Here is a 22,626-nt window from a genome sequence, read left to right as displayed (position 1 = left end):
CCGGTTCCCCCTTATCCCTGACACACGCTACCGCCGCCCGCCGGCGACCCGCTTCTGCGGCGCCGACGTGCCCGAATCCTCCTCGAAGAGTTCGGCGAGCTTTTCCGTCATGGCGCCGCCCAGTTCCTCGGCGTCGATGATCGTCACGGCGCGGCGGTAGTAGCGCGTCACGTCGTGGCCGATGCCGATGGCCAGCAGTTCCACCGGCGAACGGGTCTCGATGTCCTCGATCATCCAGCGCAGGTGGCGCTCGAGGTAGTTGCCGGGATTGACCGACAGGGTCGAGTCGTCGACCGGCGCGCCATCCGAGATCACCATCAGGATCTTGCGCTGCTCGGGCCGGGCCAGCAGGCGCTTGTGCGCCCAGTCCAGCGCCTCGCCGTCGATGTTCTCCTTGAGCAGGCCCTCGCGCATCATGAGCCCGAGGTTCTTGCGCGCGCGGCGCCAGGGCGCGTCGGCGCTCTTGTAGACGATGTGGCGCAGGTCGTTGAGGCGCCCCGGCGTGTTCGGTTTGCCGCCGGCGAGCCACGCCTCGCGCGACTGTCCGCCCTTCCAGGCGCGCGTGGTGAAGCCCAGGATCTCGACCTTGACGCCGCAGCGCTCGAGGGTCCGCGCCAGGATGTCGGCGCAGGTCGCCGCCACCGTGATCGGGCGCCCGCGCATCGAGCCGGAATTGTCCAGCAGGAGCGTCACCACGGTATCGCGGAAATTCGTGTCCTTCTCGCGCTTGAACGAGAGCGGCTGGAACGGGTCGGTGACCACGCGCACGAGGCGGGCAGGATCGAGCTGGCCCTCTTCGAGGTCGAAGTCCCAGGCCCGGTTCTGCTGGGCCAGGAGCCGGCGCTGCAGCCGATTGGCGAGGCGCCCGACCACGCCCTGGAGATGGGCGAGCTGCTTGTCGAGATAGGTCCGCAGGCGCGCCAGCTCCTCGGCGTCGCAAAGGTCCTCGGCGTGGATGATCTCGTCGAAGCGCGGGTTGAAGACCTTGTATTCCGGCCCGCGCGGCTCGTTCGCCCGCTGCGACGGCGGCCGCCAGGCCTCCGACGCTTCCTCGGATTCGGCGTTCTCGGCCTCGTCGGGCAATTCGCCCGAGGGCGCATCGGCGGCCTCGGTGGCGCCCTCCTGCAACTCGTCGGAGGCCTCCTGCGAGGTCTCCATCTCGGAGCGGTCGCCCTGGGACTGCTCCTCGGCTTCGCCCTCGCTCGGGGTCTGCTCGTCGTCCTGGGCCTCGTTGTCGTCCTCGTTCTCGTCGTCCTCGGGATCGAACGGCGTCTCGTCCGCCATGTCGAGGGAACTGAGGAGGTCGCGCACCGAGCGGGCGAAGGCGCGCTGGTTCTCGATCGAGCCGATCAGCCCGTCGAGGTTGGGGCCGGCCTTCTCCTCGATGTGGGTGCGCCAGAGGTCGACGATCTTGCGGGCCGCCTCCGGGGGCGCCGCACCGGTCAGGCGCTCGCGCACCATCAGGGCGACGGCATCCTCCATCGGTGCGTCGGCCCGGTCGGTGATGTCCTCGTACTTGCCGCCGCGATGGTAGCGGTCCTCCAGCATCGCCGAGAGGTTCGCGGCGACGCCGGACATGCGGCGCGAGCCGATCGCCTCCACGCGGGCCTGCTCGACCGCGTCGAAGACCGCCCGGGCGCCAGCATTCTCCGGCGCCAGCCGGCGATGCACCGCCACGTCGTGGCAGCCGAGCCGCAGGGCCATCGAGTCGGCGTTCCCGCGCAGGATCGCGACGTCTTCCGGCGTCAGCTTGCGCGGCGGTTCGGGGAGGCGCGCCTTATCACCCGTCAGCGCCGGGCGGTCGCTGGCATAGACCACCTCGATCTCGGAGCGCTTGGCGATGGCGCGCAGGCAGCCCGCCACCGAGCGCTTGAGCGGTTCGGCGACGGGCTCGCGCCGGTCGCCGGGCTTGCGGTTGGAGATCGACATGCGGGTCGACGGTTTCCTCGAAACGGACGGGAGGGGGTCAGCTCAGGGCGACGTTCGAGGCGCTCTCGGGCAGGTCCTTGCCGAAGGCGCGCTGGTAGAACTCCGCCACGAGGGTGCGCTCCAGCTCGTCGCACTTGTTGAGGAAGGTCACCCGGAAGGCGAAGCCGATATCCTGGAAGATGTCGGCGTTCTCGGCCCAGGTGATCACCGTGCGGGGGCTCATGACCGTGGAGAGGTCGCCGTTCATGAACGCGTTGCGGGTCAGGTCCGCCACGCGCACCATGCGGTTGACGATGTCACGGCCGCCGTCGCGCTGGTAGTGCGCCGCCTTCGACAGCACGATGTCGACCTCGCGGTCATGGGCGAGGTAGTTCAGGGTGGTGACGATCGACCAGCGGTCCATCTGGCCCTGGTTGATCTGCTGGGTGCCGTGATAGAGGCCGGACGTATCGCCGAGGCCCACCGTGTTGGCGGTGGCGAAGAGGCGGAAGGCCGGGTGCGGGCGGATCACGCGCTTCTGGTCGAGCAGCGTCAGGCGGCCGGAGAGTTCCAGCACGCGCTGGATCACGAACATCACGTCGGGGCGGCCGGCATCGTACTCGTCGAAGACCAGGGCGACGTTGTTCTGCAGCGCCCAGGGCAGGATGCCGTCCTGGAAGGCCGTGACCTGCTTTCCGTCCTGCAGCACGATCGCGTCCTTGCCGACGAGGTCGATGCGCGAGACATGGCTGTCGAGGTTGATCCGGATGCAGGGCCAGTTGAGGCGTGCCGCGACCTGCTCGATATGGGTGGACTTGCCGGTGCCGTGATAGCCCGTGACCATCACGCGCCGGTTGCGGGCGAAGCCCGCCAGGATCGCCAGGGTGGTCTCCCGGTCGAAGATGTAGTCCGGATCGAGGTCCGGCACGTGCTCCTCGCTCTGCGAGAAGGCCGGGACCCGGAGATCGAGGTCGATGCCGAAGGCTTCTCGGACGGAGACTTCCCGGTCGGGGAGCGAGGCGGGCGAGACGTCAGAAAGCATAAGGACCTCGTCGGGGCGCGGGTGCCGCGGGGGTGTCACGGAACACGCGGGCTATGTCGGACTTCGGGGTCTCGCGGCTCGGGGACGATGAGCCGCGCGCGACCGCCATCTAAAGGTCGGCGCCGGGCGGCGCCAAGGGGTGTCGGGACTGCATATAGGGCCTCACGCGGCAATTGCCGCCCCATCCTGAGCAGGGGAGACCCAGAAAACGTGCATCGATCGTGCCGGAACCTCGGGCCGGCGTCGGTCGCCGCGTCAGCAGAGGCCGGCGGCGCGCAGGGCATCGTGCGCCCGGATGATGTCGCGCAGACGCTCCTCGAACGAGCGGTCGCCGCCATTGGCGTCGGGGTGGAAGCGTTTCACCAGGGTCTTGTACTGCGCCTTGATGGCCGCCGAATCCGCATTCTCGTCGAGGCCGAGTACGTCGAGAGCCTTGAGGGTCGCCGCCGAGTGCCGGGGTCGGCGCGGCTCGGGTGCGGCCTTGCGCCGGGCGGTCTCGCCGACGCCCTCGGCCCGCAGGATGTCCAGGGGATCGACATAGGCCCAATCGCGCTTCGGAGCCGCCTTGCCGCGCTCCCCCGCGGTGGCCGGGTTCACGCCCATCGCCCAGGTCGGGCGATGCCCGATGATCGCGTCCTTCTGGAAGGCCTGCACGGCCGCATCGTTCATGCCGTCGAAGTAATTGTACGTGGCGTTGTAGGCGCGCACGTGATCCATGCAGAAACGCCAGTACTGCCCCTCCGCCTTGCGGCCCTTGGGCGCGCGGTAGAGGCCGGGGTTCTTGCACCCGGGCGTCTCGCAGGTCTGGGCTGCGGCCGTCTTCGGCTCGTCGCAGGACGGCTTGATGCGGATGCTGTCGAACAGGGGCGAGTTGAGATCCATGATGGGGCGATTATGAGGGGGTGGGTCGGAGACACAAGAGCGGCGGGCCTGATGCCGCATGCGGTGTTCGGGGGTTGACGCGTGAGACCGGACGCCGGCGCTTGACCGCAGTCCAAAAACGAGGAGACGCCCGCGATGACCGAGACCGTGACCCTGAAGGACTGGATCACCGACACGCTCCGGGTGCAACTGGCGCCGCAGGACTTGGCGGTGATCGACGAATCGCACCTGCATGCGGGCCATTCGGGAGCGCGGCCCGAAGGAGAGACGCACTTCCGATTGGACGTGGTCGCGGCCGCCTTCGAGGGCAAGAGCCGCGTCGAACGTCATCGCCTCGTCAACGCCGCCCTCGAGCCGGCCTTCCAGCGCGGACTCCACGCCCTGGCGGTGCGCGCCCGCACGCCCGCCGAAGCAGCCTGAACGCGGCGACCTGATCCCAGATCCTGCGAGAGATTCCGCCGTGGCCCTTCAATGCACGCCCCACATCGCCATCGACGAGGCGGAGCTGGAGGAAACCTTCGTGCGTGCATCCGGCCCCGGCGGACAGAACGTCAACAAGCTCTCGACGGCGGTGCAGCTGCGCTTCGACGCCCGGCGGTCGGCCGCCCTGCCGGACGCGGTGGCCGTCCGCCTGATGCGGCTGGCGGGGCGGCGCCTCACCGTCGACGGGGTGATCGTGATCAGCGCCCAGCGCTTCCGGACCCAGGACCGCAACCGGGCCGATGCCCGCGAGCGGCTGGCCGAACTCGTGGCCGAGGCGGCGGTGCCGCCGACGCCCCGGCGCGCCACGCGCCCGACGCTGGCCTCGAAGAAGCGCCGCCTCGACGAGAAGTCGAAGCGGAGCGCCACCAAGCGCCTGCGCGGCAGCGGCCTGGATTAGGGGCCGCGCCTCGGATCTCCGCTCAGATCGCCACTCAGATCTTGGCCGCCGCCGTACCATCCGGCGGATGCGTCTCGACCTCTCCGCTGACGTAGCGGCTGCCCGGCTTCATGATCGTCAGCACCAGGGCGATGAGGGCGAGCAGCGCCGAGACCGCGGCCGGAAACAGGAACGCATCCTCGCCGTAGCGCATCTGCAGGAAGCCGCCGATGACCGCGCCGGTGCTCAGCGCTGCCCAGAGGGGGGCCTGGATCCAGAACGAGGGGGCCACCGTGCCGAGCATCAGGTTGGCGAGCCCGGTTCCGAACCGCACCACCGCGCCGGTGACGTAGGTGAGCGCGAGGCTGCGCCCGCCCTCGTCCTGCAGCGTCGCGTTCTGGAGGCCCAGAGCGATGACGATCGGGTAGGCGTGGAGCGGGAAGGCGAAGGTGCCGTGGGGGACGATGAGCCCGATGGTCAGGAGCACCGACTGCAGCAGGAGCAGCACCGAGAGGCGCCAGCGCCCGACCCAGGCGGCGATCAGGGTGCCGGCGAAGGCGCCGAAGCAGAACAGGACGATGACCGAGGCGACCCGCGACGTGCTCTCCCAGTCGAAGCGGCTGACCGAGACGCCGAATCGGGTCGTGTTGCCGCTCATGAACGACATGAAGAGCTGCGAGAATTCGAGAAAGCCGATGGAATCGGCGCAACCGGCCACGGCCGAGAGGGCCAGCGCGAAGGGGATGCGCGTCGCGGCACTCGCCGGAAACGACTTGTTCTGCGTCTCTGCCATAGGGTTGCTATCCTCCGTCCCGTGCGGCGGCTGAACTACGGTGGCGTAAGGCCGATACGCTCAGTGCACCGCCGGACCTCGACGTCAGGTCCCGGGCGGGGTGCTCCGATGCGTCCGGGGCAACAGTCACGCTCCCGTTTGGTTCAACCGCGTCGTGCGCTGGCGCTCAAGGGCGGCGACGGACACGTGAATGTTACCGCCGCCGGCCGACGATGACTTGGCCGGGGACGTCGGCGCCGTTTTCCCGTCGTACGACGGCCGGCTCGGCGCGTTCGAGGGCGAGCCCCGCCCCCGCCAGGGTCCCCCGCACCAGCGCGTCGCCATGGGCGTAGCGCGCATCCGGTCCCAGGATGAGTCCGTCGCCCGGATGGGACTGCACCGTGAAGGCGAAGCGCCCGCCCGGGCGCAGGACGCGGGCGCTGCCGGAGACCACGCCGGCGAAATCGCCCACGTAGATCATGACGTCGGCGGCCGTGACGCAATCGGCCGAGGCGGGGGGCTCGGCGCCGAGCGCCGCCACCAGCTCGCCCTCCACCAGCCGGTGATAGCCGCCGCGCCGCCCGGCCTCGGCCAGCATCCCGGGCGAGAGGTCGATCCCGGTCAGGAACTGCGCCCGGCCGGCGAGGGCGGCCCCGACGAGCCCGGTACCGCAGCCGAGGTCGATCACCCACCCGAGGGGCGTGGCCGGACCTGCCGATGCCTCGAGCGCATCGGCGACGAGCGTATGCCCGCGATAGGACAGGCCCTCCACGAGGTGGCGGTCGAAGCGCGGCGCGTAGGCGTCGAACAGCGCCCGGACGTAGCCCGGCGAGATCGCGCTGGCGGCCTCGCCGGCGCCGATGCGCACCAGGGCGAGGCGGGCGCCCTGCGCGTCCTCGGGGTCGAGGTCGAGGGCGCTGGCGTAGGCGCGCAGGGCCGCGTGGTGATCGCTGGCCCGCCCGCTCTGGGCGTACCGGCCTTCGCGGGCCCGGCCGAGGAGGAACCAGGCCGGGGCGAAGCGGGGGGCGATCTCCAGGGCCTGCTCCGCCATCTCGGCGGCAGCGTCCGGATCGCCGTCGTCGAGGCAGCCCTGGGCGTAGGCGTAGCGCCGGTCGGCGCGAAGGTCGCCGGAGGTGATCGTGCGGGACATGTGGCTGCGCATGGGCGTCGGGCGCCCTATATGCCGCGCCAATGAGTTTCAGCGCCAGCGATCTTCTCACCCTGACCCGCGAGGGCCTGTACTGCCCCCTCGGCGGCTTCCACGTGGATCCGACCTGGCCGGTGCCGCGCGCCCTCATCACCCACGGCCATGCCGACCATGCCCGGGCGGGGCACGGGCGCGTGATGGCCACGGGCGAGACCCTGCGCATCATGGCGGTGCGCTACGGCGCCGATTTCTGCGCGAGCCGGCAGGAGGCCCCCCTCGGCGAGGCGATCCGCATCGGCGACGTCACCGTGCGCTTCGCCCCCGCCGGGCACGTGCTCGGCTCGGCCCAGATCGCGATCGAGGCGAAGGGCGTGCGGGTGGTGGTGTCGGGCGATTACAAGCGCGCCGACGACCCGACCTGCCTGCCCTTCGAGGTGGTGCCCTGCGACGTCTTCATCACCGAGGCGACCTTCGGCCTGCCGGTGTTCCGGATGCCGGACACCCGCGACGAGGTGCAAAAGCTCCTCGATTCCGTGGCCCTGTTCCCCGAGCGCGCCCACATCGTCGGCGCCTACGCGCTCGGCAAGGCGCAGCGGGTGATGGCCCTGCTGCGGGAGGCCGGCTACGACCGGCCGATCTACCTGCACGGCGCCATGGAAAAGCTGACCGAGCTCTACAGGCAGGAGGGCATTCCGCTCGGCGAGACCCCCAAGGTGGTGGCCACCGAGCGGGCCACGCTGCACGGCGCCATCGTGCTCTGCCCGCCCTCGTCGATCCAGGACGTCTGGTCGCGCAAGTTCCCCGACCCCGTCACGGCCTTCGCCTCGGGCTGGATGCGGGTGCGGGCCCGGGCCCGGCAGAAGGGGGTCGAGCTGCCCCTCTGCATCTCCGACCATTCCGACTGGCCCGATCTCTGCCGCACCATCCTGGAGACCGGGGCCGGGGAGGTCTGGGTCACCCACGGGCAGGAGGACGCCCTGGTGCACTGGTGCGGGACGAAGGGCATCAAGGCCAAGCCCCTGCACCTCCTCGGCTACGGCGACGACGGCGAGTCCGAGCCGGTCGCCCCGCCGGAGGAGGCCGTCGCATGAACGACTTCGCCCACCTCCTCGACCGCCTCGCCTACGAGCCGCGCCGCAACGCCAAGCTGCGCCTGCTGCAGGACTACTTCACCCACGCTCCCGACCCGGAGCGCGGCTACGCGCTCGCCGCGATGACCGGCGGCCTGACCTTTCGCGAGGCCAAGCCGGCGATGATCCGGGGCCTGGTCGAAGCCCGCGTCGACCCGGTGCTGTTCGGGCTGTCGCACAACTACGTGGGCGATCTGGCCGAGACCACGGCGTTGATCTGGCCGGCGCCCGTGCCCTCGGACGGCGAGCCGGTCATCGGCCCCGGCCACAACAACCCGCCCCCGCACGTGCCGACGCTCGCCGAGGTGGTCGAGACGCTGGGCACGGTGAAGAAGGCCGACCTGCCCGCCCGCATCGCCGCGTGGCTCGATGCCCTCGATGAGACCGGGCGCTGGGCGCTGCTGAAGCTCATCACCGGCGCGCTCCGCGTCGGCGTCTCGGCGCGCCTCGCCAAGACCGCCATCGGGGCGCTGGGCGGCCAAGAGGCCGACGCGGTCGAGGAGGTCTGGCACGGGCTCGAGCCGCCCTACGCCACCCTGTTCGCCTGGGTCGAGGGCCGGGGCGAGCGCCCCACCACCCTGAACCCGGCCCCGTTCCGGCCGCCGATGCTCTCCCACCCCATCGACGAGGAGGGCGATTTCGAAAAGCTCGATCCGGCGGCGTTTTCCGGCGAGTGGAAGTGGGACGGCATCCGGGTTCAGCTCGTCGGCGGACGGGACGCGGCCGGGGAACAGGTGGCGCGGATCTACTCGCGCACCGGCGAGGACATCTCCGGCGCCTTCCCGGATCTGGCCGAGGCGATCACCTTCTCGGGGGCCATCGACGGCGAGTTGCTGATCCTGCGCGAGCGCCGCGTGCAGAGCTTCAACGTGCTCCAGCAGCGCCTGAACCGGAAGGCCGTGACCCCGAAGCTCCTGGAGGAGTTCCCGGCCCATGTCCGCGCCTACGACCTGATGCAGGCGGACGGCGAGGACCTGCGCCCGCTGCCCTTCACCGAGCGCCGGGCCCGCCTGGAGGCGTTCGTCGCCGCCCTCGATCACGCCCGCATCGACCTATCGCCCCTGGTGCCGTTCGCCAGCTGGGCGGATCTGGCCGCGGCCCGCGCCGACCCGGCCGCCGTGGGGGCGGGCGAGGATGCCGACGCCATCGAGGGCGTCATGCTCAAGGCCCGCGACAGCGTCTACCTGCCGGGCCGGCCCAAGGGGCCGTGGTGGAAATGGAAGCGCGAGCCGTTCCGCGTCGACACCGTGATGATGTACGCCCAGCGCGGACACGGGAAGCGCTCGTCGTTCTACTCCGACTACACCTTCGGGGTCTGGCGCGCGCGCGAGGACGGCACGCCCGAGCTCGTGCCGGTCGGCAAGGCCTATCACGGCTTCACCGATGCCGAGCTGCAGAAGCTCGACCGCTACGTCCGCAACAACACCACCAAGCGCTTCGGCCCGGTGCGCGAGGTGTCCTACGGCCTCGACCACGGCCTCGTGCTCGAGATCGCCTTCGAGGGGGTGCAGCGCTCGACCCGGCACAAGTCGGGCGTCGCCATGCGGTTTCCCCGGGTGGCGCGCATCCGCTGGGACAAGCCGGCGGCGGAGGCCGACCGGATCGACGCCCTGGAGACCATCCTGGCCCGGGGCGAGCGCGAGATCGCGCCGGGCGAGACCCTGACGGAGACGCACGGATGAGGCAGGCGGGCAAGATCGGTGCGCTGCAGGGCTTCGCCAGCGGCCCGGTGGCGCGTCAGGCGGCGGCCACGGTCACGGTCTCGACGCCCGGCCAGGGCTTCACCGACATCACCGGGGCGGTGGAGGCCTTCCGCGCGCAGAGCGGGATCGCGGAGGGCCTCGTCACCGTGTTCTGCCGGCACACCTCGGCCTCCCTGACCATCCAGGAAAATGCCGACCCCGATGTGCGGACCGACCTCCTTACCGCCCTCGACGGGCTCGCGCCGCGCCATGCCGGCTACGCGCACGGCGCCGAGGGGCCGGACGACATGCCAGCCCATATCCGCACGATGGTGACGGATTCGAACCTGGCGATCCCGGTGAGGGGCGGGCGCCTCGCCCTCGGGACCTGGCAGGGCATCTACCTCGTCGAGCACCGGGACCGGCCGCACCGCCGGGAAATCGTCCTGCAGGGGCTCGGCGCCTGAGAACCGGCCGGATCAGCGCCGGATCAGCACCACGCCGCCGATCAGGAGCGCCACGCCGACCACGCGGGTCGCGTCGAGCTCGCGCTGGGCGAGGCCGAGCCAGCCGAAATGGTCGAAGGCCACCGAGGCCAGCATCTGGCCGGTGACGAGGAGGGCCAGGAAGGTCGCCGCGCCGAGTTCCGGCACCAGGATCGTGGCGAGCGCGATGAAGACCGCGCCGAAGAACCCGCCGCTCCAGCCCCACCACGGAATGCGCCCGGTCAGGCTGGCCGCCGGCAGCGGGTCGCGCAGGGCCAGGGCCAGCACCACCATGGACAGGAGGCCGACGAAGTAGCTGGCGAAGCCCGCCCAGGCGGAGGAATTCAGGGCGATCCTGAGATTCGCGATCAGCGCCTGCTGCACCACGATGCTGGCGCCCGCCATGACGGAGAGGGCCACGGGAAGCAGGAGGTTGAGCATCGGCCTGGCACCTGTTCGGGACACGGGCGCCTTGACAACCATTCCGTGGCCATGCCGTCAAATGACGGATCGGCGCGTTTCCATGCGGATGGGGCATGATCAATCCGGGCCATCTCGATCTCTTCCGCGCGGTGATGCGTCATGGCGGGATGACCCGGGCCGCCGCCGCGCTGGGCATCGGCCAGCCGCACGTGAGCCGGGCCATGGCCCAGCTCGAGGCCGAGACCGGCCTTTCGCTGTTCGTGCGCGGCCACGGCACCGCCCGGCCGACGCCCGAGGGGGAGGCCTTCGCCCGCGAGGTTGAGCGGAGCCATGCCGGCCTCGAACAGCTGACCCACGCCGCCCGGCAGATCCGCGAGCTCGGCACCGGGCCCCTGCGCGTCGCCTGCCAGCCGTCCCTGGCCTCCCGCCTGCTGCCGCGAGCGATCCGGCGCCTCATGGCCGAGCATCCGGGTGCCCGCGTCGCCGTCCATGTGCCGAGCCCCGACACGATCTGGGCCTGGACCGCCTCGGGCCGGTGCGACCTCGGCCTCGCCCGCCCGCGCTCCGGCCATGCGGGGGTGGCGGCCGAGGGCTTCCTCACGGTCGACGCGGTCTGCGCTCTGCCGCGCCGGCACCGGCTGGCCCGCCGGCGCGCCATCGGGGTGGAGGACCTCGTCGGCGAGACCCTGATCGCCGGCGGTCCCGGCCTGTTCCAGGAGGCCGTCGAGGCGCGGTTCGCGGAGGCCGGGTGCGTGCCGCGCTTTCCCCTGATGGCCCAGTACACGGCGGCGCGCTGCGGGCTCGTCGCGGAGGGCCTGGGCCTCGCCATCGTCGATCCGGTCCCGGCCGGCGAACTCACCGGCCTGCCGATCGTGCTGCGCCCGTTCCGGCCGGCCCTGCCGATCGAGACCGCGCTGATCCGGCCGGCGGGCCGCCCGCCGGGGCGCCTCGCGGAGCGCCTGATCGACTTCCTCCGCCTGGAGCGCGACGCGCTGGTTCCGGAACCGATCCTCGCGCCCGATTGAGACCTGCGATCCCGAACCGAACTCACGTCCCGTCGCCGGGTTCTCAGCATATCGGCGACACGACACCGCACGTGGGAGAGATACGATGAAGGCTCTCGTCTGGCACGGCGCTCAGGACATTCGCTGCGACTCCGTCCCCGATCCCCGGATCGAGGACGACCGGGACGCGATCATCAAGGTCACGGCCTGCGCCATCTGCGGCTCGGACCTGCACCTCTACGACCACGTCATGCCCGGCATGGAGAAGGGCGACGTCATGGGCCACGAGTTCATGGGCGAGGTGGTCGAGACGGGGAAGGGCGTCGGCGGCAGCCTGCGCAAGGGCGAACGGGTGGTGATCCCGTTCACGATCATCTGCGGCGAATGCGACCAGTGCAAGCGCGGCTTCTTCTCGGTCTGCGAGCGCTCGAACCGCAACAAGCACCTCGCCGCCAAGGTCTTCGGGCACACCACCGCGGGCCTCTTCGGCTACACCCACCTCACCGGGGGCTATGCGGGCGGCCAGGCCGAGTACGTTCGCGTCCCCTTCGCGGACAAGACCCACATCAAGGTGCCGGAGGGGCTCACCGACGAGCAGGTCCTGTTCCTCGGCGACATCTTCCCCACCGGCTGGCAGGCGGCGGTGCAGGCGGACATCCAGCCCACCGACACCGTGGCGATCTGGGGCGCCGGCCCGGTCGGCCAGATGGCGATCCGCTCGGCGATCCTGCTCGGCGCCAAGCAGGTGGTGTGCATCGACCGGGTGCCCGAGCGCCTGGAGATGGCCCGGGCCGGGGGCGCCGTGACCATCGACAACGGCACGGAGAGCACCGTCGAGCGACTGAACCAGCTCACGGCCGGCAAGGGTCCGGAGAAGTGCATCGATGCCGTCGGCATGGAAGCGCACGCCCCCCGCGCCCTGGAGCACGCCTATGACCGCCTGAAGCAGGCGATGATGCTGGAGAGCGACCGGGCCAGCGTCCTGCGGGAAATGATCTATGTCTGCCGCCCGGCCGGCATCCTCTCCATCCCGGGGGTCTATGGCGGCCTCGTGGACAAGATCCCGATGGGCGCCCTGATGAACAAGGGCCTCACCGTCCGCACCGGGCAGACCCATGTGAACCGCTGGACCGACGACCTCGTGAAGCGGATCGCCGACGGGCAGATCGACCCCTCCTTCGTCATCACCCACCGGGGCCGCCTCGAAGACGGGCCCGATCTCTACAAGACGTTCCGCGACAAGAAGGACAACTGCATCAAGGTCGTGCTCCGGCCCTGAGCGCCGCCCGTTTTCTCGATGGAGGAAGTCCGCATGCCCGCATCCGCATCCGCGTCCCGTCCGGATCCGACCGTTCGTTCCGGTCGGACGAGGCCCGAAGTCCCGCCCGCCCGGCTGTCCTCGGACCGCCGGCGCCGGCCCGATCCGGCCACGCGCCAGGTGGCGCAGGGCCTCGGCTGGTTCTCCCTCGCCCTCGGGATCACCGAGCTGACCTGCGGCGACGCCATCGCGCGCTGGCTCGGCATGCCCCGCGCCGGCGCGCTGGTGCGCGCCTACGGTGTGCGTGAGATCGTCCAGGGCGCCGGCATCCTCGGCTCCCACGATCCGACGCCCTGGATCTGGGCCCGGGTGGCCGGCGACGTCCTCGACGTCGCCACCGTCCTGCCCGGCCTCACGGGCGATCCGCGCCACCGCGCCAACACCGGCATCGCCCTCGGCGCCCTGGCGGGCGTCGGCGTGATCGACGTGCTCTGCGCCCAGGCCCTGTCCGATGCCCCCCTGGCGCCCTCGGAGCGCGTTCGTGCGGATTATCGGAGCCGGAGCGGTTTCCCGAAGGGCATCGACGCGACGCGCGGCGCCGCCCGCGACGTCCGGCCCCCCGAATTCACGACGCCGGAGGGGCTCCGGGCCTGGGCTTAGGGCGCGGACCGGGCGCGAATCGCCCGGTCGCGATGCGGGCGCCGCCGTACGGGGGTCGCTCCGCACCACAAGCTGTCCCGGGCCGGCATCCCGCCATCGCCCGTCCAGGACCGCCCCGGCCGGGTGCTTGGCCTCAGTTCGCCCGCCGCGACAGCGAGATCGCGTAGGCCGGCGAGCGGATGGCGAACATCGGATCGTCGGCGGGGCCGGCCACGCCCGCGGGCAGGTCGACCACCGGATCGAAGGTCGCCGCGTCGCAGGTGGCGGCCGGCGCGAGGGCGGCGATCGCCAGGGTGCCGAGCTTGACCGACTTGCGATTCTCCTCGGGCCAGAGGACGGTGGGATCCTGGGTCGGATCACCGGGCTCGCCCAGGATCGCCACGAGGTCGAACGTCGCCGGCCCCTGCGCGAGACGCGCCGTCAATTCGTCGGCGTAGAACGCGTCGGGCTTGGCCTTGGCCTCGTCGTCCGTGAGGCCGAGCTGGCCCGCCGTCGCCACCGTCTTCAGCTTGGCCACCGTGGCTTTTCCGGCGGCGTCGGTGAGCGTGTAGGCGTGGACGCCCCAGTAATCGACGCCCGCGTAGCTCGCCGGCACCGGGCGCGCGTTGAGCCAGGCCGCCTGCCGGGTCGTCTCGGGGTTGGCCACCCCGAACGCCTTGATCTTCTCGGCATCCGGTTTTCCGTCCGGTCCCGGCGCCCGCACGCTGGCGAAATCGAGCAATTGCTGCGGAGTCTTGGAGCCGAAGACCGGGGCCGAGATGAACACGAACACCATGTCGCCGGCGGGGTGGTTGATCCGCATGGAGAAGCCGCGCGTGACGGGCTTGGCCTTGTCCGAGACCTTCGGGTTGCTGCCCCCCATGGAGAAGCGGGCCGTCACCGGCAGGGGCTTCTCGGGGGCGCGGCTGAAGTGCGGCGCCTTGGACAGGTTCTGCGCTTCGGCCGAGGGCGTGAAGCTGCCTGTGACGCAGACGCCCTTGGCCCCGCTCCCGCGCACGTTCGGCTGATTGCCGCCGGCCTTGAACAGGGCGTCGACGATGGCCTGCGTCTCGGGTTCGGCCTTCGCAGGCGTCGAGCAGGCGAGGGCGGCGATACCGCCGAGGAGCAGCAGGTTCGGTCTCATCACGGGCGCACCCCACGGGCAAACGGATCGAGGTCGGGAGACAACGGAGCCGACACCCCGGGCGCGATCCCCGGGGTGTCGGCCGGGTCGGGCCTAGTAGCTGCCGAACTTGTAGTTCAGGCCGGCGCGGACGAGGCTGCCCTCGGTGGAGATGCGGCTGTTGTAGCCGACACCGGGACCGCCGACGCTGGCGACGAGCAGATTGCGGCTGCCGAGATCGTAGCGCAGGTATTCGGCCTTGAGGGTCACGGCGCTGGACTTGAAGAAGTTGAAGAACGAGTCCGTGGGCAGGGCGTACTCGATGCCGCCGCCATAGGCGTAGCCGGTCTCGATATTGGAGCGCGACCCCGCATAGGTGACGGGCAGGCCGGTGGTGAAGGTGATGCGCTGGGTGACGTCGCCGTAGGCGAAGCCGCCGGTCCCGTAGATCAGGAACTTGTCGAAGGCGTAGCCGATCCGGCCGCGGACGGTGCCGAGGAACGACAGCTCGGTGCGGTAGCTGTTGGTCAGCTGGTTCGGGTTGAAGACCGGGTTGAAGATGACCTGGGTCGTGGTGCGCTGGAGGTCGGTGTATTGCGCATCGGCTTCGAGGCCGACCACGATGCCGCTGCCCGGGGTGAACTGATAGTTGTAGCCGACCTGGCCGCCGCCGGTGAATCCTTCCGACGCATTCCGCACGGACGCCTGACGCAGGCCGTTGACGACGTTGTTCTGCAGCTGCGCGCCGCCGGGGGTGTTGATGCCCGTGGTGCGGATGGTGTCGTTCTCGCTGAAGGCGTAGCCGGCATTGATACCGAAATAGGCGCCCGTCCAGGTGAAGACCGGGATGGGCGTGAAGACCGGCGGGGGGGCCTGACGGCGGGGCAGGTCGGCGGCGGCGGCGGCGCTGGAGAGAAGCGCGGCGGCACCGCCGGCCAGGAGCAGCGTCTTGAGCATCGGCAAAGGGCCTTCGGGTTCAGGACTTTCGGGATGGAGGGACGGTGCCCGCCCACCCTCGACATGCCGATCCCTTATGACCATGCATAGATCTTGCGGCGTTCGGGCGTCGTATTCCGAAGCAGATCCGCCGCTTTCCGGTGTCGCAGTGATCCATGTGCAACAGAAATGCCAAGGGATCTCCTGGTAATAAAATTTTCGTGATAGCGGATTAAAACAGAACTCTGTTCTTTACTGCACTATTGGGCGTCGGCTTGCCCAAGAGGGCGAATCGCGGCGCTCGGTATTGCGGCCTGAATCTGCGGCTCCGGCGTGAAGGGGGGCAGGGTCGCTCCGGGGCGGCGCCGCGGCTCGCATCCGCGATCGTCGCTGCCGATTTGCTGGCTGCCGAGGCCGGCTTTCCGGTCCTGCCCCTGCATTTCGCGCATGGCTCGGCGGAGGCCTTCCGGTCTCACCCGACTGTGACCTCTTCTCCGTGCAACGATCGACGCCGAGGCAACTTGGGCAGGGGTGCCGCCACGTTCGGGGCGAGCCTTTCATCCCTGTAGCAACGAGATGTTGATGACGCCTCAATTCTGGCTTTGGCTCGGCTTCGCGGGCATGGCGGCCGGTGCCGCCGCGATTCTGTTCCTCGGGAAGCGGCGGACCCCCGCGGAGGAGGCGGATGCCATCATCCACGGGATCGTGCCGATCATCGCGGCCTGTTCCTACTTCGCCATGGCGACGGGGCAGGGGAGCATCGCCCTGCCGGCCGGTCCGGAAGCGGCCGACGCCGCGCGGCAGTTCTACTTCGCCCGCTACATCGACTGGACCTTCACCACGCCCCTGCTGCTCGTCGGCCTCGCCCGCACGGCGATGCATTCGGGGATGCGCCGTCCGGCCGTCGTCTGGGGCCTCGTCGGCTCCGACCTGATCATGATCGTCACCGCCCTGGCCTTCGGCCTCTCGACGGTCGCCTGGGTGAAGTGGACCTGGTTCGCCATCTCCTGCGGCGCGTTCCTGGCCGTGTTCTACGGGATCTTCGTGCAGCTGCGGGAGGAGAACGCCGCCGAACGGGCCGATGTTCGCTCCGCCTTCCTGCGCAACGCCGTGTTCCTCTCGGCGGTCTGGTGCGCCTATCCGGTGGTGCTCCTCGTCGGCCAGGACGGCCTCGGCTTCCTGTCCCCCGCCGTGGCCCTGGCCGTGGTGGCGATCCTCGATCTGACCGCGAAGGTGGTCTACGGCGTGATGGCGACGCTGCAGACCACGCGGGCCGTCGACCGGGACCTCGCCGAAGGCACGGTCACGGCCAAGCCCCTGCGCCGGGCGGCCTGATCCGGATGGCGGCGCGCGCGTCCCTCGCGGGGCTCCTGCCCCTGGCGGGGGCCGGCGCGGCGCTCGCCCTCGTCGCCTCCGCGGCCCTGCCGCGCGAGGCGTCCTGGCTCGCGGCCCTGGCGGTGGTGATCGGGCTCGGCGTGCCGCACGGCGCCCTGGACGGGGCCGTGGCGGCGCCCCTGCTGCGCCCCCGCTTCGGATGGGCCTGGTTCGGGATCTTCGCGGTTCCGTATCTGGGCCTCGCGGGCCTGGTCCTGCTCGCCTGGCAGGTCGCCCCCCTGGCGACCCTGGCGGGCTTCCTCGCCCTGTCGGTCCTGCATTTCGGCGAGGAGGATGCCGGGCCGGGCCGGCCCCTCGAGGTCCTGGTGCGCGGGGGGCTGCCGGTCGCGCTGCCGGCCCTGCTGCGGCCCGAGGAGACCGCCGGGCTGTTCGCGGCCGTCACGCGGGTGCCGATGCCGGAGCTCCCCGGCTGGTGGGGGGCGGCGTCCTGGGTCTGGCTCGCCCTCGCGGCCTCCTGGCTGTTCGCGGGGCGGCGACCCTGGTCCGTGCGCGGCGAGATGGCCGCCCTGGCGGCCGCCTTCTGGCTGCTGCCGCCGCTCACCGCCTTCACCCTGTACTTCGTCGGACTCCACGGTCCCCGGCACATGCGGGCGCTGGTGCGCGATCCGACCCGGGCGCCGGGCATCGACACGATGGGCAAGGCCGTCCGCGCGTCGCTGCCGGTGTTCGGCCTGACGCTCCTGCTCGGCGCAGCCCTGTGGCCGCTCTACGCCGCCGGCACGGACGACCCCGCCGCCACCCTGCTGTGCCTCACCCTGCGGATGCTGTCGGCCCTGACGGTGCCGCACGTCCTCCTCGACCGGATCGCGGCCCGGGCGCCGGCGGTTCAGGCGACCGATTCGGCGACGAACTTGGCATAGCCCCGGGCCCGCAGATCACAGGCCGGGCACTGGCCGCAGCCGTGGCCCCAGGGATGGCGGTCCCCGCGGGTGCCGAGGTAGCAGGTGTGGCTGTCCTCGACGACGAGATCGACCAGCCGCTGTCCGCCGAGGTCCCGGGCCAGGGCCCAGGTCTCGGCCTTGTCGATCCACATCAAGGGCGTGTGCAGGACGAAGCGCCGGTCCATGCCGAGGTTCAGCGCCACCTGCAGCGCCTTGATGGTGTCGTCCCGGCAATCCGGGTAGCCCGAATAGTCGGTCTCGCACATGCCGCCGACGAGGTGCGTCAGCGCGCGGCGATAGGCCAGCGCCGCCGCGAAGGTCAGGAACAGGAGGTTGCGGCCCGGCACGAAGGTGTTGGGCAATCCGCCCGCCTCGAACGCGATGGCGGTGTCGCGGGTGAGGGCCGTCTCGGAGACCTGACCCAGGGCGTCGAGGGCGAGCGTATGGTCGTCGCCGAGGCGCGCGGCCCATTCGGGTTTCAGGGCCGCGATCCCCGTCCGCAGGGCGTCCCGGCAGTCGAGTTCGATCCGGTGGCGCTGGCCGTAATCGAAGCCGAGGGTCTCGACATGCGCGAAGCGCTCCAGGGCCCAGGCGAGGCAGGTGGTGGAATCCTGGCCCCCCGAGAACAGGACCAGGGCGCGCCCCGCGCTCATCGCTGGCTCTCGCCCTCGTACTCGGCCCAGGACATCGGCGTCTCGTAGACCTTCACGGAGGAGAGGGCCGGCAGCGCCGCCTTGGTGCGGTCCCAGATCCAGGCCGCGATGTGCTCGGCGGTGGGGTTCTCCAGCCCCTCGATCTCGTTGAGGCAGTAATGGTCGAGGCGCGCCAGCACCGGCGCGAAGGCGTGCTCGACGTCGAAGAAATCCACCACCCAGCCGCTGGCCGGGTCGACGGCCCCCGAGAGGGTGAGCTCGACCCGGTAGGAATGCCCGTGCATGCGGTGGCAGCGATGGGTCTCGGGCACGTTCGGCAGGCGGTGGGCCGCCTCGAAGGTGAAGGCTTGGGTAATCTTCATCGAGCAATCTTCATGGTGCGAGCGGCAGGGACCCTCAGGGAATCCCGATGATCTTGTGGGTCTGGAGCGAGAGGCGCCAGCGCGCGTCGCGCCGGCAATAGTCGACCGCCTCGGCGGTGTGGGCGAGCCGGTCCGGCCCGTCCATGGGCTGGAGCCAGTGGTGGCGGAAGTCGAGATCCGCGAAGGCCTCCGGTCCCGCCTCCGCCTGCGGGAAGACGAGCTTGAGCTCGTGCCCGCTGCGCTGGACGATCGGGTTGCCGGCCTTGGGGCTGACGCAGATCCAGTCGATCCCGGCCGGGGCCGCCAGGGTGCCGTTGGTCTCCACCGCGATCTCGAAGCCGGCTGCGTGGACGGCCGCGATCAGGGCGTCGTCGAGCTGGAGCAGCGGCTCGCCGCCGGTGAACACGACGTAGCGGTGGCGCGGCCCGCCGGCCCAGGTCTTCGCGATGGCGTCGGCCAGGTCCGGCGCCGTGGAAAAGCGCCCGCCGCCCTCGCCATCCATCCCGACGAAGTCGGTGTCGCAGAACCGGCAGGCCGCGGTGGCGCGGTCCTCCTCGCGGCCCGACCAGAGATTGCAGCCGGAAAAGCGGCAGAACACCGCCGCGCGGCCGGCCTGCGCGCCCTCGCCCTGCAGGGTGTGGAACAGTTCCTTGACTGCGTACGCCATCACGTCCTCGGCACCCGCCCCGGCGAACCGTCCGGGCCAAGCGCACCCCATCCTCTGAAACATCCGTCGGCCGCGATAAGCGCCCCACGCGCACATAAGCGGTCCCCGGCGCGGGCACCACGGGGCCCGGCGGCCCCCACCCATGCGGAGGGCGGCGGTATACCATGATTCCGCCGGCCTCTCGCGTCTGCGAGAGGGTCTGCCATGCTCCTGCCACGGAACGCGGCTTTGTGGAGACCGTGTCACGATCCGGCGAGGCGCGCTTGCCGCCGCTCCCGGAGGGGTGGCATGCCAGCTTGGCCGTTGACCGGCTTCCCGCCAGGGCCGATCATCGATCGGGCCGGGGCGTTCCTTCTTGAGACAGGCCTGATGTCGAACGGATTGTTGAGGCGCCTCGTCGTCGGTCTCGCGGTGACGGCGGGCCTGCTGGGTGCGGGTTCCGCGAGCGCCACCACCGCACCGATCCTCGTGGTCGATGTCGATTCCGGCAAGGTGATCTACGGGCAGGCGGCCACGGACCCGTGGTTCCCGGCCTCCATCACCAAGCTGATGACGACCTACGTCGCCCTGGACCTCGTCCGGCAGGGCAAGCTCTCCCTCGACACGCTCCTGACCATCTCGCCGGCGGCCGCCGCCGAGCCGCCCTCGAAGATGGGGTTCCGCCCGGGCACCAAGCTCACCCTCGACAACGCCCTGAAGATCATCATGGTCAAGTCGGCCAACGACGTGGCCTGGGCGATCGGCGAGAATCTCGGCGGCTCCGTCGAGGGCTTCGCCCAGATGATGAACGAGACCGCCCAGCGCATCGGCATGCGCGAGAGCCGCTGGACCAACCCCAACGGCCTGCCCGATGCCCGGCAATGGACCTCGGCGCGCGACATGGCGGTCCTGGGGCGCGCCCTGATCCGCGACTTCCCCGAGAGCCGCGCGCTGTTCTCGATCAGCGCGATCCAGTTCGGCCGCTCGGTGATGGCCAACCACAACGGTCTCCTGGGCCGCTATGCCGGCGCCGACGGCATGAAGACCGGCTTCATCTGCTCGGGCGGCTTCAACGTGGTGGCGACCGCGACCCGCAACGGACGCCGCATCCTCACCGTGGTGATGGGCCAGCCCAGCGCCCGCGAGCGCGACCTGAAGGCGGCCGACCTGTTCGACTACGGCTTCAGCCAGTCCCCCGGCTGGGGCGCCCAGACCCTCGACGCCCTGCCGTCCTCCGGCCTCTCGGAGCCGCCGGACATGCGGCCCTACATCTGCGACCGCAAGAAGCCGATGCCGGTGGACGAGGGCCAGGGCGCCATCACGGCCAGCGCGAGCGCCGCCGGCGCCAGCGCCGACAACGCCAACGCGCAGCTGATGGCCGCCGCCGCCCCGCCCTCCGCGGCGCTGGCCTTCGCCACCATGAACAGCGCCGCCCTGCGCAACCGCGCCCTGCCGCCCCGCGCCCCGCTGCAGCCGATCCTGGTCTGGATCGGCCGCGACCCGGCCGAGGGCGCCATCGCGCTGAACGAGCAGGAAGAGGCCGAGAAGGCGGAGAAGGCCGCCAAGCTCGCTGAGGCCCGCAAGGCCAAGCTCGAGGCGGTCGCGGCCAAGCGCGAGGCCGCCCACCAGGCCAAGGCGGCCGCCCCCGCCCCGAAGGCCGCCGCCAGGCCCGAGCCGAAGAAGGCCCTCGCCCGCGGCAAGGCCGGCGTTCCGGCCACGGCCAGCGCCTACGCCCCCGCCGAGTCGACGCCCGTGATGGAGGGCGCGCCGAAGCTGAAGGTCGGCGCGGTCAAGAAGCCGGCGGCGAAGGCGGCCCCCAAGGCGGGTGCCAAGGCCGAGAACAAGCCGGCCGGTGCCGCCGCCAAGGCGAAGGCGACCAAGGCGGCCAGCAAGGCCCAGGCGGACGAGTAGGACGGTTTCGGGGGGCGGTTCGCGCGGTGCGGCCGGCCTCGCCCACGGGCCCGTTTCAGCCCCACGTCATTCCGGGGCCGCGGAGCGGAGCCCGGAATCCAGACACGCCGAGGGTGCAGGACTGTCCACAGTCAGCGGTTCTGGATTGCACGCCTTCGGCGCGCCCCTTCGGGTCCGGGCTCGCCTTCGGCGCCCCGGAATGACGGTATGCGTTACATCATGCGTTCCGGGACGACGGCCCTGCTTCAGCCCCATGCGCCAACCCGACACGTGTGTGTTCTGTAACATTATAACACCCACGAGGATTGAGCGCCGCCGCCCGGAGGGCTAGGTCAGGGGGATGACCGACCTGTCCAAGCCCGATCCCCGCGCGCCCGAGCCGATCCCGCTCACCGTCCTCACCGGCTTCCTCGGGGCCGGCAAGACGACGCTGCTGAACCGGATGCTGCGCGATCCGGCGCTGGCCGACACCGTGGTCATCGTCAACGAGTTCGGCGAGATCGGCCTCGACCATCTGCTGATCGAGCGGATCGACGAGGACATGGTCCTGCTGGGGGCGGGCTGCCTGTGCTGCACGGTGCGGGGCGATCTCATCGCGACGCTGGAAGACCTGCTGCGCAAGCGCGACAACGGCCGCATCCAGCCCTTCCGCCGGGTGGTGATCGAGACGACGGGCCTCGCCGACCCCGCCCCGATCCTGCACGCGCTGATCTACCACCCCTATCTCGTCATCCGGTACCGTCTGCAGGGCGTCGTCACCGTGGTCGACGCGGTCAACGGCGCCGCGACCCTCGACGCCCATGCCGAGGCCGTGCGGCAGGTGGCGGTGGCCGACCAGATCGTGGTGACGAAACGGGATCTGGCGGAGGATGACGGCCGCGCCCTGGAGGCGCGCCTGCGGGCCCTGAACCCGACGGCGCCCCTGCACGCGGCCGCGGTGGCGCCCGCCGACCTCCTCGGCGGCCTGTTCGGCCTCGACGGCAAGAGCGCCGACGTGCGCGCCTGGCTCGGCGAAGAGGCCGCGCGCGAGGCCCATCACGGGCACGACCACGCGGGGCACCACCACCACGGCCACCACCGGCACGACGTGAACCGGCACGATGCCGCGATCCGGGCCTTCAGCCTGACCAGCGACGTGCCCGTGCCCCGGGCCGCCTTCGAGATGTTCCTCGATCTCCTGCGCTCGGCCCACGGTCCGAACCTGCTGCGCCTGAAGGGGCTCGTGGCCCTGGCCGACGCCCCCGACCGGCCGCTGGTGGTGCACGGGGTGCAGCACGTGATCCACGCCCCGGTCCATCTCGAGGCCTGGCCCGATGCCGACCATCGCTCGCGCCTCGTCCTGATCCTGCGCGACCTCGACCCGGCCTTCGTCACCCGCCTGTGGGACGCCTTCCTCGGACGGCCGCGCATCGATGCGCCCGACGCGGCGGCGCTGACCCACAATCCCCTGGCGATTCCGGGCGGCTAGGGCAATTTCGGTGATCTCTG

At 71.1% G+C, this 22,626-nt stretch carries 23 protein-coding genes; 12 read left to right on the top strand and 11 right to left on the bottom strand.

Annotated elements, in window-relative coordinates; all coding sequences use genetic code 11:
* Nucleotides 1-27: 27 nt before the first annotated feature.
* The 3 genes from cobT to AC6EUL_RS05005 form a co-directional block, all read right to left on the bottom strand.
* On the bottom strand, nt 28-1,929 hold the full coding sequence (gene cobT, locus AC6EUL_RS05015; RefSeq protein ID WP_499869184.1) for a cobaltochelatase subunit CobT: 1,902 nt from the start codon (nt 1,927-1,929) through the stop codon (nt 28-30).
* Between the two features lie 37 nt (nt 1,930-1,966).
* Nucleotides 1,967-2,950: a cobaltochelatase subunit CobS gene (gene cobS, locus AC6EUL_RS05010; protein WP_056214992.1), complete on the bottom strand. Its 984-nt coding sequence runs from the start codon at nt 2,948-2,950 to the stop codon at nt 1,967-1,969.
* 255 nt (nt 2,951-3,205) lie between these two features.
* Nucleotides 3,206-3,832, bottom strand: a complete 627-nt coding sequence (locus AC6EUL_RS05005; protein WP_056214996.1) for a J domain-containing protein — start codon at nt 3,830-3,832, stop codon at nt 3,206-3,208.
* A gap of 135 nt (nt 3,833-3,967) precedes the next feature.
* On the opposite strand from AC6EUL_RS05005, the gene AC6EUL_RS05000 reads away from it, so the two are divergent.
* A complete protein-coding gene (locus tag AC6EUL_RS05000) occupies nt 3,968-4,252 on the top strand; it encodes a BolA family protein (protein WP_056215000.1) in 285 nt (94 codons plus the stop codon).
* A gap of 40 nt (nt 4,253-4,292) precedes the next feature.
* Nucleotides 4,293-4,712, top strand: coding sequence for an alternative ribosome rescue aminoacyl-tRNA hydrolase ArfB (gene arfB, locus AC6EUL_RS04995; RefSeq protein WP_056215003.1), 420 nt, complete (start codon nt 4,293-4,295; stop codon nt 4,710-4,712).
* A 34-nt stretch (nt 4,713-4,746) separates the two neighbouring features.
* Here the strand turns inward: arfB and AC6EUL_RS04990 are convergent, their stop codons facing one another.
* Together AC6EUL_RS04990 and AC6EUL_RS04985 are read right to left on the bottom strand one after the other, a co-directional pair.
* The gene (locus tag AC6EUL_RS04990) at nt 4,747-5,484 is read right to left on the bottom strand and encodes a YoaK family protein (protein ID WP_056215006.1); all 738 of its coding nucleotides are present in this window, start codon (nt 5,482-5,484) and stop codon (nt 4,747-4,749) included.
* 193 nt (nt 5,485-5,677) lie between these two features.
* Nucleotides 5,678-6,613 carry a class I SAM-dependent DNA methyltransferase gene (locus AC6EUL_RS04985; RefSeq protein ID WP_499869182.1) on the bottom strand — a complete coding sequence of 312 codons (936 nt, stop codon included), beginning with the start codon at nt 6,611-6,613 and terminating at the stop codon, nt 5,678-5,680.
* Nucleotides 6,614-6,654: 41 nt separating this feature from the next.
* On the opposite strand from AC6EUL_RS04985, the gene AC6EUL_RS04980 reads away from it, so the two are divergent.
* The 3 genes from AC6EUL_RS04980 to AC6EUL_RS04970 are packed head-to-tail and all read left to right on the top strand — an operon-like array spanning nt 6,655 to nt 9,889.
* Entirely contained in the window at nt 6,655-7,701 is a 1,047-nt protein-coding gene (locus AC6EUL_RS04980; protein WP_499869180.1) for a ligase-associated DNA damage response exonuclease, read from the top strand.
* Nucleotides 7,698-9,422 carry a cisplatin damage response ATP-dependent DNA ligase gene (locus AC6EUL_RS04975; protein WP_499869178.1) on the top strand — a complete coding sequence of 575 codons (1,725 nt, stop codon included), beginning with the start codon at nt 7,698-7,700 and terminating at the stop codon, nt 9,420-9,422. The genes AC6EUL_RS04980 and AC6EUL_RS04975 overlap by 4 nt, the downstream gene beginning before the upstream one ends.
* Complete coding sequence (locus AC6EUL_RS04970; RefSeq protein ID WP_056381356.1) at nt 9,419-9,889, top strand: secondary thiamine-phosphate synthase enzyme YjbQ; 471 nt, start codon at nt 9,419-9,421, stop codon at nt 9,887-9,889. The genes AC6EUL_RS04975 and AC6EUL_RS04970 overlap by 4 nt, the downstream gene beginning before the upstream one ends.
* A gap of 12 nt (nt 9,890-9,901) precedes the next feature.
* Here the strand turns inward: AC6EUL_RS04970 and AC6EUL_RS04965 are convergent, their stop codons facing one another.
* Nucleotides 9,902-10,348, bottom strand: a complete 447-nt coding sequence (locus AC6EUL_RS04965) for a DMT family transporter (protein ID WP_056215022.1) — start codon at nt 10,346-10,348, stop codon at nt 9,902-9,904.
* A gap of 95 nt (nt 10,349-10,443) precedes the next feature.
* Here AC6EUL_RS04965 and AC6EUL_RS04960 point away from each other — a divergent pair, with 95 nt between their 5' ends.
* The 3 genes from AC6EUL_RS04960 to AC6EUL_RS04950 all read left to right on the top strand — a co-directional run bounded on the left by AC6EUL_RS04960 (nt 10,444) and on the right by AC6EUL_RS04950 (nt 13,252).
* Nucleotides 10,444-11,355: a LysR family transcriptional regulator gene (locus tag AC6EUL_RS04960; protein WP_056275502.1), complete on the top strand. Its 912-nt coding sequence runs from the start codon at nt 10,444-10,446 to the stop codon at nt 11,353-11,355.
* Between the two features lie 85 nt (nt 11,356-11,440).
* Nucleotides 11,441-12,613, top strand: coding sequence for a zinc-dependent alcohol dehydrogenase (locus tag AC6EUL_RS04955; RefSeq protein ID WP_499869175.1), 1,173 nt, complete (start codon nt 11,441-11,443; stop codon nt 12,611-12,613).
* A 33-nt stretch (nt 12,614-12,646) separates the two neighbouring features.
* A complete protein-coding gene (locus tag AC6EUL_RS04950; protein WP_499869174.1) occupies nt 12,647-13,252 on the top strand; it encodes a cyclase dehydrase in 606 nt (201 codons plus the stop codon).
* Nucleotides 13,253-13,385: 133 nt separating this feature from the next.
* On the opposite strand, the gene AC6EUL_RS04945 is transcribed toward AC6EUL_RS04950, so the two are convergent.
* Nucleotides 13,386-14,375 (bottom strand): catalase family peroxidase, encoded by a 990-nt coding sequence (locus tag AC6EUL_RS04945; RefSeq protein WP_499869172.1) that lies wholly within the window; start codon nt 14,373-14,375, stop codon nt 13,386-13,388.
* A 93-nt stretch (nt 14,376-14,468) separates the two neighbouring features.
* Nucleotides 14,469-15,311 carry an outer membrane protein gene (locus tag AC6EUL_RS04940; protein ID WP_056352622.1) on the bottom strand — a complete coding sequence of 281 codons (843 nt, stop codon included), beginning with the start codon at nt 15,309-15,311 and terminating at the stop codon, nt 14,469-14,471.
* 561 nt (nt 15,312-15,872) lie between these two features.
* Here AC6EUL_RS04940 and AC6EUL_RS04935 point away from each other — a divergent pair.
* Together AC6EUL_RS04935 and AC6EUL_RS04930 are read left to right on the top strand one after the other, a co-directional pair.
* Nucleotides 15,873-16,625 (top strand): bacteriorhodopsin, encoded by a 753-nt coding sequence (locus tag AC6EUL_RS04935; RefSeq protein WP_056215049.1) that lies wholly within the window; start codon nt 15,873-15,875, stop codon nt 16,623-16,625.
* A 5-nt stretch (nt 16,626-16,630) separates the two neighbouring features.
* A complete protein-coding gene (locus AC6EUL_RS04930; RefSeq protein ID WP_499869170.1) occupies nt 16,631-17,545 on the top strand; it encodes a Brp/Blh family beta-carotene 15,15'-dioxygenase in 915 nt (304 codons plus the stop codon).
* Here the strand turns inward: AC6EUL_RS04930 and queC are convergent.
* From queC to queE, 3 genes are read right to left on the bottom strand one after another with little or no spacing between them, the layout of a single operon-like run.
* Nucleotides 17,512-18,219, bottom strand: a complete 708-nt coding sequence (gene queC, locus AC6EUL_RS04925; protein WP_499869168.1) for a 7-cyano-7-deazaguanine synthase QueC — start codon at nt 18,217-18,219, stop codon at nt 17,512-17,514. The genes AC6EUL_RS04930 and queC overlap by 34 nt on opposite strands.
* The gene (queD, locus tag AC6EUL_RS04920) at nt 18,216-18,581 is read right to left on the bottom strand and encodes a 6-carboxytetrahydropterin synthase QueD (protein ID WP_056215059.1); all 366 of its coding nucleotides are present in this window, start codon (nt 18,579-18,581) and stop codon (nt 18,216-18,218) included. The genes queC and queD overlap by 4 nt, the downstream gene beginning before the upstream one ends.
* Before the next feature lie 34 nt (nt 18,582-18,615).
* Nucleotides 18,616-19,248 carry a 7-carboxy-7-deazaguanine synthase gene (gene queE, locus AC6EUL_RS04915; RefSeq protein WP_499869165.1) on the bottom strand — a complete coding sequence of 211 codons (633 nt, stop codon included), beginning with the start codon at nt 19,246-19,248 and terminating at the stop codon, nt 18,616-18,618.
* 369 nt (nt 19,249-19,617) lie between these two features.
* Here queE and AC6EUL_RS04910 point away from each other — a divergent pair, with 369 nt between their 5' ends.
* Both AC6EUL_RS04910 and AC6EUL_RS04905 read left to right on the top strand, forming a co-directional pair.
* Nucleotides 19,618-21,138 (top strand): D-alanyl-D-alanine carboxypeptidase family protein, encoded by a 1,521-nt coding sequence (locus tag AC6EUL_RS04910; protein WP_499869163.1) that lies wholly within the window; start codon nt 19,618-19,620, stop codon nt 21,136-21,138.
* A 340-nt stretch (nt 21,139-21,478) separates the two neighbouring features.
* A complete protein-coding gene (locus AC6EUL_RS04905; RefSeq protein ID WP_499869161.1) occupies nt 21,479-22,606 on the top strand; it encodes a CobW family GTP-binding protein in 1,128 nt (375 codons plus the stop codon).
* Nucleotides 22,607-22,626: the final 20 nt, after the last annotated feature.

Source organism: Methylobacterium sp. 001424705, from assembly GCF_059816145.1.
This window is presented reverse-complemented; position numbering and strand designations above follow the sequence as displayed.